This window comes from Sphingobium salicis subsp. salicis (assembly GCF_049472635.1).
GTDB lineage: Bacteria > Pseudomonadota > Alphaproteobacteria > Sphingomonadales > Sphingomonadaceae > Sphingobium > Sphingobium yanoikuyae_A.
In genome coordinates, this window is record NZ_JAYRCS010000001.1 from 2558247 (window position 1) to 2570705 (window position 12459).

At 66.0% G+C, this 12459-nt stretch carries 10 protein-coding genes; 2 read left to right on the forward strand and 8 right to left on the reverse strand.

The window, feature by feature from the left end; translation table 11 throughout:
- The first annotated feature begins 27 nt into the window (after positions 1-27).
- Complete coding sequence (locus VHN57_RS12440) at positions 28-1812, forward strand: cation:proton antiporter domain-containing protein (protein WP_004207677.1); 1785 nt, start codon at positions 28-30, stop codon at positions 1810-1812.
- Positions 1813-2071: 259 nt separating this feature from the next.
- On the opposite strand, the gene VHN57_RS12445 is transcribed toward VHN57_RS12440, so the two are convergent.
- From VHN57_RS12445 to VHN57_RS12480, 8 genes are all read right to left on the reverse strand, one after another.
- Complete coding sequence (locus tag VHN57_RS12445) at positions 2072-3013, reverse strand: glutaminase (RefSeq protein ID WP_423284020.1); 942 nt, start codon at positions 3011-3013, stop codon at positions 2072-2074.
- A 20-nt stretch (positions 3014-3033) separates the two neighbouring features.
- A complete protein-coding gene (locus tag VHN57_RS12450; protein WP_278986045.1) occupies positions 3034-3540 on the reverse strand; it encodes a DUF2306 domain-containing protein in 507 nt (168 codons plus the stop codon).
- 42 nt (positions 3541-3582) lie between these two features.
- On the reverse strand, positions 3583-4137 hold the full coding sequence (locus tag VHN57_RS12455; protein WP_278986046.1) for a nucleoside 2-deoxyribosyltransferase domain-containing protein: 555 nt from the start codon (positions 4135-4137) through the stop codon (positions 3583-3585).
- A 40-nt stretch (positions 4138-4177) separates the two neighbouring features.
- Complete coding sequence (gene alaS / locus VHN57_RS12460; RefSeq protein ID WP_278986048.1) at positions 4178-6832, reverse strand: alanine--tRNA ligase; 2655 nt, start codon at positions 6830-6832, stop codon at positions 4178-4180.
- Between the two features lie 49 nt (positions 6833-6881).
- Entirely contained in the window at positions 6882-7349 is a 468-nt protein-coding gene (locus VHN57_RS12465) for a hypothetical protein (RefSeq protein ID WP_423284022.1), read from the reverse strand.
- Positions 7350-7381: 32 nt separating this feature from the next.
- Positions 7382-8641: a M24 family metallopeptidase gene (locus VHN57_RS12470; protein ID WP_278986049.1), complete on the reverse strand. Its 1260-nt coding sequence runs from the start codon at positions 8639-8641 to the stop codon at positions 7382-7384.
- Positions 8628-9254 carry a glutathione S-transferase family protein gene (locus VHN57_RS12475; protein WP_278986051.1) on the reverse strand — a complete coding sequence of 209 codons (627 nt, stop codon included), beginning with the start codon at positions 9252-9254 and terminating at the stop codon, positions 8628-8630. The genes VHN57_RS12470 and VHN57_RS12475 overlap by 14 nt, the downstream gene beginning before the upstream one ends.
- A gap of 65 nt (positions 9255-9319) precedes the next feature.
- A complete protein-coding gene (locus VHN57_RS12480) occupies positions 9320-11434 on the reverse strand; it encodes a malate synthase G (protein WP_423284025.1) in 2115 nt (704 codons plus the stop codon).
- Positions 11435-11530: 96 nt separating this feature from the next.
- Here VHN57_RS12480 and VHN57_RS12485 point away from each other — a divergent pair, with 96 nt between their 5' ends.
- Complete coding sequence (locus VHN57_RS12485) at positions 11531-12448, forward strand: LysR family transcriptional regulator (RefSeq protein ID WP_161730387.1); 918 nt, start codon at positions 11531-11533, stop codon at positions 12446-12448.
- The last annotated feature ends 11 nt before the right edge of the window (positions 12449-12459 follow it).

A 12459-nucleotide genomic window follows, 5' to 3' on the forward strand; every position in this document is an offset into this window, starting at 1 on the left:
TCCGTGCGTCACCCGCAATGATGCCTCATGACCGATGCAATCAATCCGCAAAGCTTCAGCGACTCCCTCGTCATCCTGGGCGCAGCGGGCTTGGTCATTCCCGGTTTCGCCCGCTTCCGCATCAGTCCCGTCATCGGTTTCATCCTGGTGGGACTTGCCGTCGGTCCGGCAGGACTTGGCTCGCTGGTCGGCCAATATCCCTGGCTCTATCATGTCACCATCTCCAACCGGGCGGCGATTGAGCCATTTGCCGAACTGGGCGTCATATTATTGCTCTTCTCCATCGGGCTGGAACTGAGCTTCCGGCGATTGTGGAGCATGCGCGCGCAGGTGTTCGGCGTCGGCGCGACCGAATTGCTGGGCAGCGCCGCGCTCATTGCCATGGGCCTCTATCTGCTGGGGCAGCCGACCGCCGGCGCGATCGGCCTCGGCCTTGCCCTTGCCCTGTCCTCCACCGCCGTGGTGCTGCCGATGGTCGGCACCCAGAGCGCGGTCGGCCGCTCCGCCTTCTCGATGCTGCTGTTCGAGGATCTGGCGCTGGTGCCAATCATCTTCATGCTCGGCGCCTTGGCGCCGTCGGTTGCGACCAGCCCGGACGCGGCATGGAACGAACTGGCGACCACCCTGCTCAAGGGCGGCCTCACCATCGCGGTGATGCTGGTCTTCGGCCGCATCTTCCTGCCCCATATCTTCCGCCAGGCAGCGCGCACCAAGAGCCCGGAAGTCTTCCTCGCCGCCAGCCTGCTGGTCGTCATCCTCTCCAGCCTTGCCACCTCCATCGCTGGCCTGTCGCCGATCGTCGGTGCCCTGCTCGCGGGCCTGCTCATCGCAGAGACCGACTATCATGGCGAGGTCGAGGTGATGACCGCGCCGTTCAAGGGCCTCGCGCTCGGCGTCTTCCTCATCACCGTGGGCATGAGCCTGGACCTGCGCGTCATCCTCGCCAACTGGCCCAGCCTGCTGCTCGCCGTGCTGGGCGTCGTCGTCGCCAAGACATTGGTGACCGGCCTGCTTCTCTATTTCTCGGGCGTGCGCAAGGGCGTCGCGCTGGAAGTCGGCGTGCTGATGTCCAGCCCGTCGGAAACCACGCTGATCGTGCTGTCGGCGGCCGCCGCGGCCAAGCTGATCCTGCCCTCCACCGCCGCCTTCTGGCAGATCGTCACCGCCATCGGCCTCACCATCACGCCGCTGCTCGCGCGCTTTGGCCATGACATCGCCCAGCGGCTGGAAAATGCCATTGGCGAGGAACGGGTCGAGACCGAACCGGACCAGACCGAGGCGGCCGCCGTCGTCATCGGTTTCGGCCGGGTCGGCCAGATGGTCTGCGACCTGCTCAAGACCCATGGCCAGCGCTTCATCGTCGTCGAATCCGATCCCGATGTCGTCGCCGAGGCCCGGCGCCTGGGCTATCCGATCCTTTTCGGTGACGTCGCGCGTGCGGAAATGCTCGATCGCCTGCGCCTCGGCCATGCCCGCGCGCTCATCCTGACGATGGACGATCCGGTCCTGTCGGTGCGCGTCACCAAGCGGGTGCGTGGCTGGGTGCCGGACCTGCCGATCATCGCCCGCGCCCGCGACGCCGATCACGCCGCCCAGCTCTACAAGGCCGGCGCCAGCGACGCCGTGCCCGAAACGCTCGAAAGCTCGCTGCAACTGGCCGAAACCGCGCTGGTCGACCTCGGCGTCGCCATGGGACCGGTGATCGCCTCGATCCATCAGGCGCGCGAGGATCTGCGCGTCGGCATCAAGGAAGCCGCCCAGCTCCAGTCCGCCCCCCGCCTGCGCCGCCTGCGTCAGGACGAAGTACCCTGAGGCGCTAGGGCTTTCCTATTTCGCCTGTCTCTGTTCTATCCTTGCCGATGGAACGCACTCACCACATCGCGGCTGATCGGCAGTGACTGTTGCGTCGCTGTCGCCTGGCTGTCGCTTCACTGTCGCGTCGAAGGCGCGTGGCCGTGACCCGATTGTTACGTCGCTGTCGCGTCGGTGGCGCGTGGCAGGCGCGTTTCCGGTGCAAATGGCCCAAATGCGTGCTGACGACACTGTGAACTTCGACTGTCGCGTCGCCGCGTCAGCCCTGATGCACTTCGGGCGGGCTGAATACCGACCAGCCGGTCCGCCGCGCCAGCATCTCCAGCGCCTTGGTGCCCAGCGCGCTGTTGCCGCTGGTGTTGAGGCCCGGCGACCAGACCGCGATCGCCGCGCGGCCGGGCACAATCGCCAATATGCCGCCGCCCACGCCCGACTTGCCGGGAATGCCGACCCGAAACGCAAAATCGCCCGACGCATCATAATGGCCGCAGGTCAGCATCAGCGCATTGATGCGCCGCGCCCGGCTGGGCGACACGACCCGTCCGCCCTCGGGATGGCGTCCGTCGAGCATCAGGTAACGGCCCGCCAGCGCCAGTTGCCGGCAGCTCATCTCGATCGCGCATTGATGGAAATAGCTGCCCAGCACCAGATCGACCGGATGACGGACATTGTTGAAGGCGCGCATATAATTGGCGAGCGCCATGTTGCGATAGCCGGTCGCCGTTTCCGACGCGGCAACCTCCTCATTGATGCGGATCGCGTCGTCGCCGGCCAGATAGCGGACGAAGCGCAGCATCTCGCCGATCGCCACGCGCGGCTGATGCCCGCCCAGATTGACGTCGGCCACCACGATCGCCCCGGCATTGATGAAGGGATTGCGCGGGATGCCATGTTCCTGCTCCAGCTGGACGATGGAGTTGAAGGCATTGCCCGACGGCTCACGCCCGACCCGGTCCCACAGCTGGTCGCCGACCTTGCCCAGCGCCAGCGTCAGCGCGAACACCTTGGAAATGGACTGGATCGAAAAGCCGGTGTCAGCGTCGCCGCCGGTCAGCAGCCGCCCGTCGGCGGTGGCGATGGCGATCCCGAACTGGCCGGCATCCACCTTCGCCAGTTCGGGGATATAGCTGGCGACCGTGCCCCGCTCCGTCTCTTTGGCCATGGCGGCCACGATATCGTCGATCAAAGCTGTCAGATCCATTCGGACCTCATAAGCCCGGCTCAGCCAAACAACCAGTGGCCCAGCATGCGGTCGAACGGGAAAGTGAAGAAGCCGGCGATCAGCAGCGCGCCCGTCACCATGCCGCGCACTGACCGACGGTGGCGCTTGAGGTCATGGCGCCGCGCAGACAGCACGATGATCGGCACCTGGATCAGGGTGAAGATCGACAGGATATGGATGATGCTGAACCGGCTGCCCGGCCCGTGCAGCAGGAAACTGTCGAGTGCGGTCAGGAACAGCGCGCCGCTCCACACCCAGCCCAGCCAGCGATGGCGCCCGTCGCCACGCCGCCGCAACAGCATCACAGGCGTCAGCGCCAGCGCGACCAGGATCGTCAGCAGATGGAACCAGACAAGGCCAGGCACCTGCACCCACTGCCCATGCCCCCGCCCGATCGCGGTCAGCACCACGGCGAGCAGGATGACGGACGCCACCGCCAGGACGCGTTCATAACGGTCGGGCGCAATCCCCTTGGGCTGCGACGATGTGCTTGCAATGCTGGCCATATATCCCCCTGCATCGCAACTTGTCAGCCGTGCAGGGTCGGGTCAATCTGCTGCGGGCAGCGCCTTGTTGACCGCGCCTATGCGTCGCCGCACCACGCGCGTCAGTTCCTCGATCGTCGACACCTGTTCCACGCCATAGCGGGTCGCGGTGATGTCGACATTGCCCTTGCGCCAGAAGCCGTCGGGGCACAGCACGATCAACTTTCCGCCGCGCGCATGCAGGCCCATTTCCAGCAGGCTGACCGGGCTCTGCGTGCCCGGCGCCAGATAGAGGATGATGATGTCGGCACTGTCGAGCGCGGCCAGTTCCCACTCCACCTGCTGGCGGAAATGCGGCTCGCTGGCTTCGGGCTTCCAGGCCGGGTTCCAGTCGGCCCGGCGCGGGTTCAGGATCGTCACCTTCTCGTCGGCCAGCGCCGCGATCATGTCGCGCTGCCAGTCGGTCGCCTTGCCCATGTCGATGCTGCCGCCCAGGAACAGGCGCGCGCGATCATGCGCGGCCGGCAACGGCGCGGGCGAGGTGATGGTCACCGCCTCGCCCGCCCGCGCCGTCATCGGCAGGGCGAGCAGACAGGATGCAAGGATCAGGCGCAGCATAGGGACGGAAGGCGCACCAGCGGTGCGCCTTCCCATCGCGTCAGGCCGGAACGCTGGCGAGTGCGGCCTTGACCGCGTCGATCGCGGCCTGCGCCTTGTCGCCATCGGGGCCGCCGCCCTGGGCCATGTCGGCACGGCCGCCGCCGCCCTTGCCGCCCAGCGCCTCGACGCCCGCACGGACCAGATCGACCGCGCTGAAGCTGCCGGTCAGGTCGTCGGTCACGCCCACCGCAATGGTCGCGCGGCCATCGACCACGGCCAGCACGGCGGACACGCCGCTGCCGAGCGTCTTCTTGTTGCCGTCGACAATGCCACGCAGTTCCTTGGGGTCGAGGCCGTCGATCACCTGGCCCAGAAAGTCGACGCTGCCGACCTTCTCGGGACCGGCCGGCTTGGCCGAACCGCCACCGCCCAGCGCCAATGCCTTCCTGGCCTCGGCCAGTTCCCGCTCCAGCTTGCGGCTCTGCTCGACCAGCGCGGCGATGCGCGCGGGCACCTCTTCCGGCGTGGTCTTGAGCGCCGCTGCCGTCTGGCGCAGCTTCTCGTCGCGCTCGACCAGCCACAGGCGCGCCGCCTCGCCGGTCAGCGCCTCGATCCGGCGCACGCCCGAGGATACGGCGCTTTCCGACACGATCTTGAACAGAGCAATGTCGCCCAGCGCGCGGACATGGGTGCCGCCGCACAGTTCGACCGAATAGCTATGGTCGTCGCCCTTACCCATCGAGAGGACGCGGACTTCATCGCCATATTTCTCGCCGAACAGCGCCATCGCGCCGGCGGCAATCGCGTCGTCCGGGGTCATCAGCCGGGTCATGACCTCGTCATTATGACGGATCTGCGCGTTCACATCGGCCTCGACCTTGGCGATCTGCGCCTGGGTCAGCGCCTCGGGATGCGAGAAGTCGAAGCGCAGGCGGTCGGCCGCGACCATGCTGCCCTTCTGGGTGACATGGCCGCCCAGTTCCTTGCGCAGCGCGGCATGGAGCAGGTGGGTGGCGCTGTGGTTGGCGCGAATGCGATCGCGACGCTCGACATCCACCGTCAGGTTGACGGTGTCGCCGACCTTGACGCTGCCCGCGCTGATCACCGCCTGATGCGCATGCAGGCGGCCGAGCGGCTTGGACGTGTCGGCCACCTCGGCCACCAGGCCGCCCAGCGTGGTGATCGTGCCGGCGTCGCCATTCTGGCCGCCGCTCTCGCCATAGAAGGGCGTCTGGTTGGTGATGATCGTCACCTTGTCGCCGGCCGACGCCGCATCGACGCGCGCACCATCCTTGATGAGGGCCAGCACTTCGCCCTCGCCCTTGGTCGAGGCATAGCCGATGAACTCGGTGCTGCCGAGCGTTTCGGCGATGTCGTACCATATCTCGTCCGACGCCTTCTCGCCCGATCCCTTCCAGGCGGCGCGCGCCGCGGCCTTCTGCTCGGCCATGGCGGCGTCGAATCCGGCGCGGTCGACAGACAGGCCCTGGGTGCGCAGCGCATCCTCGGTCAGGTCATAGGGGAAGCCATAGGTGTCATAGAGCTTGAACGCGGTCTCGCCCGGCAGGGTCGCGCCCTCGGCCAGATCAGCGGTCGCCTCGTCCAGCAGCTTGAGGCCGTTTTCCAGCGTCTTGCGGAACCGGGTTTCCTCGCGCAGCAGCGTTTCCTCGATCAGCGGCTGGGCGCGGACCAGTTCGGGATAGGCGCCGCCCATTTCCGACACCAGGCTCGACACCAGGCGATACATCAGCGGATCCTTGGCACCGATGATGTGGGCGTGACGCATCGCGCGGCGCATGATCCGGCGCAGCACATAGCCACGGCCTTCGTTCGCCGGCAGCACGCCGTCGGCAATCAGGAAGCTGGTCGAACGCAGATGGTCGGCGATGACGCGGTGGCTGGCCTGGAATTCGCCGTCGGTCGCGGTGCGGGTCAGCGCCCCGCTCTCGGCGATCAGCGCCTTGAACGTGTCGATGTCATAATTGTTATGGACGCCCTGCATCACCGCCGCGATGCGCTCCAGCCCCATGCCGGTGTCGATCGAGGGCTTGGGCAGTTCCGAAACGATCTCGTTGGCTTCCTGCTCATATTGCATGAAGACCAGGTTCCAGATCTCGACGAAGCGGTCGCCATCCTCTTCCGGCGATCCGGGAGGACCACCCCAGATATGGTCGCCATGGTCGTAGAAGATTTCCGAGCAGGGACCGCACGGGCCGCTGTCGCCCATCGCCCAGAAATTATCCTTGGTCGGGATGCGGATGATCTTGTGATCGGGCAGGCCCGCGATCTTCTTCCACAGGTCGAACGCCTCGTCGTCCGTGTGGTAGACGGTCGTCGTCAGCTTTTCCGCGGGCAGGCCCCATTCCTTGGTCAGCAGGGTCCAGGCATGATGGATCGCCTGTTCCTTGAAATAGTCGCCGAAGCTGAAATTGCCCAGCATTTCAAAGAAGGTGTGGTGGCGCGCGGTATAGCCGACATTGTCCAGGTCATTATGCTTGCCGCCGGCGCGGACCGACTTCTGGCTCGACGTCGCGGTCTTGTAGGGGCGCGTTTCCAGACCGGTGAAGACATTCTTGAACGGCACCATGCCGGCGTTCACGAACATCAGCGTCGGGTCGTTGTGCGGCACCAGCGGCGCGGACGGAACGATGGTGTGGCCATTGGCCCCGAAATAATCGAGGAAGCTGCGGCGAATGTCGTTGGTCGAGGTCATGCGCGCGATTTAGTGGGAAGCGGCCCGCCGCACAAGCGGGGGATTTGGTCTATTCCTCCCCGGCACGGGGAGGAATTACCCCATCGGCTCCTCGATCGACGCCGGCAGCCGCCGACCGACGAGCACGCCACCAAGTTCGGCCTGTCACGACACCGCTCAGCAAGCCCAATATGCCAGCCGGCAAGGCATTCCAGAATATATCAATGCTGCGCTCGACAATGACGAGAATACTGCCTGGTATGAGAAAGCCAGCAATAGCGGCGGTATAGGCGTATGCGTCCTCACTTTCCCATCCGAACCGCTGCATGATCAAGGTCGCAGGGACGCCCACAACAAGGGACGATGCAATTACGAAAACAAACGGAACGAAGATGGCAAGCGGAGCGATTCCAGCCATGGAGGCAAGGTCGTTCCAGCCGGAAAATGATCCCACGATGGCAGCCGCCAGCATGATGACCGGGATAGCCGCTCCGGCGATTGTTCCCGCCATAACCGCTTTAAAAAAGGCTCTGAACACTGGTCTATCTAGCATTCGCCAATGCACCTACCCTACCCCATCGGCGCCTCGATCGACACCGGCGGCGTTGAGAACCATTGCGGCCCGTTCGCGGTCATGTGGAAGCAATCCTCCATGCGCACGCCCATTGTGCCGGGCAGATAGAGGCCCGGTTCGTTGGAGAAGCACATGCCGACGTCCAGCTTCGTCGTCTCGCCATGGACGAGGTTGACCGGCTCATGCCCCTCCATGCCGATGCCATGGCCGGTGCGGTGAGACAAGCCGGGCAGCTTGTAGCCGGGGCCGTAGCCCAGTTTCTCATAATAAGCGCGGACCGCATCGTCGACCGTACCGGCCGCCACGCCCAGCTTCGCCGCCCGGATCGCGACCTGCTGCCCCTGCGCCACCTCGTCCCACACCTTGCACTGCTGGGCGGTGGGCGCGGCGCCATAGACGAAGGTGCGGCTGATGTCGGACTGATAATCCTCGACCGTGCAGCCGCAATCCATCAGCACCACCTTGCCCGCGCGCACCGATTGCGGCTTGCCGGAACCATGCGGATAGGCGGCCGCTTCGCCGAGCAGGATCAGGTTGAACTCGCCCTTCCCGCCCAGCGCGCTGGTCGCGGCCGTCATCAGCGCGCCGATATCGGCCGGGGTCATGCCCGCCTTCACCTGCGGATAGGTCCAGCGATAGGCGCCCATGGTGACATCCGCCGCCTTCTGCATCAGCGCGACCTCGGCCGCCGTCTTGCGCATGCGGATGGCGCGGGTCACCGGGTCTTTCACCAGGGTCGCGGCGGGCAGCGCGGCCTTCAGCCCGTCGACCGCGAAATAGCGGACCGTCTCCTCGATGCCGATCCGCCCCTTGGCCAGGCCCCGCGCCTTCAGATAATCGGCGATCGGCGCATAGGGGCTTTCATGTTCCTGCCAGACGCGGACCTCGGCCGGGATGGCGAGCGATTCGTCGATCGAGGGCTTCTCGAAAAAGGGGCAGACAACCAGAGGCGTACCGCTGGCCGGGATGACCAGCGCGGTCAGCCGCTCGGAACGCCACCAGCGGATGCCGCTATAATAAATGAGGCTCGCGCCCGGCTCGACCAGCAGCGCGTCGATGCCCTGTGCCTGCATCATCTTCTGCGCCCGCGCCAGCCGGTCGGCGCGCTCGGCCTTGCCGATCGGGGTGACGTCGCGCGTGATCGACTGGAGCGCCTCGATTGCCTTTTCCTGCGCGAACAGGCGCGGGCTGACCAGCGAAGTGGCGACCCCGGCAGCGGCATAGCGAAGCAAGGTGCGGCGATCAGGCGTAAGCATAATGTCCCCCGGTGCGCAGCGCGGCCTGATAGGCGGGCCGTGCCTGTATTCTCTCCAGCCACCCGATCAGATGCGGACGCGATTCGTCAAGCCCGCCGCGTGCCCGCGACGCCTCGATCGGGAAGCTCATCATCATGTCGGCGGCGGAGAAGTCCGGCCCGGCAAAATAGGGACGGGTCGCCAGTTCGCTTTCCAGCCAGTCGAGATGATCGTCCAGCATCCCCTGCACCGTTGGCCGTGCCGGCCGGCCGAGCAGGCCCAGCTTGCCGACCACCAGCAGGGCCAGCAGCGGCGGCATCATCGATCCTTCGGCATAATGGAGATATTGGCGCCAGCGGATCGCGCCCTCCGCATGGGCCGGCGCGCCGAAGCGACCATCGGCCCGCGCGACCAGATATTCCATGATCGCCCCGGTCTCGATCAGCCGATGGCCATCCACCTCCACCACCGGCGACCGGCCGAGCGGATGGACGGCGCGCAGGGCGGCGGGCGCGCGCATCGTCTTGCGGTCCCGCTCATAGCGGCGCACTTCGTAAGCCTCGCCCAGTTCCTCCAGCAGCCACAGGATGCGCTGCGAACGACTATTGTTCAGATGATGGACGATGATGGTCATGGCGCCTCTCCCATGCTGCGACCCGATCAGGGCTAACGCAGCATGGGAAAGAGTGACAGCGAAGTTTACGCTATCTCGAGGACTTCCTCCGCCTTGGCACGGGCGCGATAGGCGTGCAGCAGCGGCTCGGTATAGCCATTGGGCTGCGCGACACCCTCGAACACCAGGGCGCGCGCCGCCTGGAAGGCCAAGCTCTCGCCCTCGCGCCCGCTCATCGGCTGATAGAGCGGATCGGCTTCATTCTGCGCATCGACCTTGGCCGCCATGCGGACGAGCGCGGCATCAACCTGTTCCGCGGTGCAGACGCCGTGCAGCAGCCAGTTGGCCATATGCTGTGAGGAAATGCGCAAGGTCGCGCGATCCTCCATCAGGCCAACATCATGGATATCGGGAACCTTGGAACAGCCGACACCCTGGTCGATCCAGCGGACGACATAGCCCAATATGCCCTGCGCATTATTGTCCAGTTCCTGCGCGATCTCTTGTTCGGAGAAATTGCGGCCGACCGCGACGGGAATGGTCAGCAGCCGGTCGAGCGAGGCGATGTCCTCGGCCTTGCGTTCTTCCTGACGGGCAAAGACGTCAACGCGATGATAATGGGTCGCGTGCAGCGTCGCCGCCGTCGGGGACGGAACCCAGGCGGTGTTGGCGCCACTCCGCGGATGGCCGATCTTCTGCTCCAGCATGTCGGCCATGCGATCGGGTGCCGCCCACATGCCCTTGCCGATTTGCGCCCGGCCCGACAGGCCACAGGCGAGGCCGATCTGAACGTTGCGATCCTCATAGGCCGTGATCCAGTCGCTCGCCTTCATCTCGCCCTTGCGGATCATGGGTCCGGCCTGCATCGACGTATGCATCTCGTCCCCGGTGCGGTCGAGGAAGCCGGTATTGATGAAGACGATCCGGTCACGGACGGCATGGATGCAGGCCGCCAGATTGGCCGATGTGCGCCGCTCCTCGTCCATGACACCGACCTTGATCGTGTGGCGCGCCATGCCCAGCATATCCTCGATCGCGTCGAACAGGCGGTTGGTGAAGGCCGCTTCCTGCGGCCCGTGCATCTTGGGCTTGACGATATAGACGCTGCCCGCGCGGCTGTTGCCATCCGCCTTCGCCAGATCATGCAGCGCGATCAGGCTGGTGACGATGCCGTCGATGATCCCCTCGGGCGCGTCCTGCCCATCGGGCAGCGCGATCGCCGGCGTCGTCATCAGATGACCGACATTGCGGACGAACAACAGGCTGCGGCCCGGCAGCGTGAAGGCGCTGCCATCGGGCGCAACATAAGCGCGATCGGGATTGAGCGCGCGGGTCATCTGCCGCCCGCCCTTCTCGAACGTCTCGGTCAGGTCGCCCTGCATCAGCCCCAGCCAGTTGGCATAGGCGGTGACCTTGTCCGCCGCATCGACCGCCGCGACCGAATCTTCCAGGTCGCAGATGGTGGTCAGCGCGGATTCCAGGATGACGTCGGCTATGCCGGCCGGATCGGTCGCGCCGATCGGGTGGGCCGGGTCGAAGATGACCTCGATATGCAGGCCATTATGGCGGAACAGCCTGCCCTTCGCGCTCGTGCCGACGAACTGCGCCGGATCGGCCAGGATGATTTCCTCGCCCGCCAGATCGGCCCAGCGTCCCGTCGCCAGCGGAACGGCATCGTCCAGGAACGCCTTGGCCCAGGCGATGACCTGCGCCCCGCGCGCCGCATCATAGCCCTTGCCCGAAGCCGCGCCCGCAATGGCATCGGTGCCATAGAGCGCATCATAGAGGCTGCCCCAGCGGGCATTGGCGGCATTCAGCAGGAAACGGGCGTTGAGGATCGGGACGACCAGTTGCGGCCCGGCCATGCGGGCGACTTCGGTATCGACATTCTCGCTGGCGATCGCGAACGGCGCCGGTTCCTCGACCAGATAGCCGATCTCGCGCAGGAAGGCCTGATAGGCGGCCGCATTATGCGCCTGCCCCCGGCGCACCTGATGCCAAGCATCGATCTGCGTCTGCAGGTCGTCGCGCGTGCGCAGCAGCGCCGCATTGTCGGGGGTGAAACGCGCCAATATGTCGGCAGTGCCCGCCCAGAATGCGTCGGCATCAATGCCCGTGCCCGGCAGCGCGCGCTGCTCGATGAAGTCGGCCAGCGTTGCGGCAACCTTCAGGCCGGCGCGTTCTGTCATGCGGTCGGTCATGCAATCCACTCCTTGCTATGCCGTCCTTTTACGCCTTTCCAATTATGCCGTGTAGACGCTATTATTCGAATAGAGACTTTCCTGTGGTGAACGAATATGATGGACCCGGACCATGAATTGTTCGTGAGCATCGTCGATGAAGGCGGGCTGGCGGCCGCCGGACGGCGGCTCCACATCTCGCCCGCGATGATGTCCAAGCGGCTGGCCCGGCTGGAGGACAGGCTGGGCGCCCGGCTGATCCACCGCACCACCCGCCGGCTCGCGCTGACCCCGGCGGGCGAGCGGCTCCATGGCGACCTGCGCGCGATCCTCGCCTCTCTCGACGAAGCCGAACGTCGCGTGTCGGGCGTCTCGGCGATCGCGTCCGGCCCGCTGCGAATCACCGCCCCGACCTCCTTTGGCCGCATGCATCTTGCCCCCTATCTCCAGCCTTTCCTGGACGATCATCCGCGCATCGACCTGCGGCTCGACCTGTCCGACGACTATGTCGACCTGATCGAAAGCCGGGCGGACCTGGCCATCCGCATCGCCGCCGATCCGGGCGCCGGCCTCACCGCCCGGCGGCTGGCGCCCAATCGGCGCATCCTGTGCGCCGCACCCGCCTATCTCGACCGCTTCGGCACGCCGCGCCGCATCGCCGACCTCAAGCAGCACCGCCTGCTCGCCGCCGATGGCCAGTTGCCCTGGCGCCTGATCGGTCCCAAGGGGCCGGTCGCGATCGACGGTCACAGCCATATCCGCACCAACAGCAGCGAAGTCGTGCGCGAACTGGCGTTGTCGGGCAGCGGCATCGCGCTGCGTTCGCTGTGGGACATCAGCGACGCGCTGGCGCAGGGCGACGTGCGCCAGATCCTGCCCGATCATGAAGGGTCGAGCGACGTCGCCCTCTATGCCGTGCAACTGCCACAGGCCAATCCGCCGCTGGCCATAACCGCCTTCGTCGACTTTCTTGCTGCGCAATATGCCCTTGCGCCGCCGTGGGAGTCGCGGACGGACCGCACTGGCTTGCCCTAGCGGAACACAGT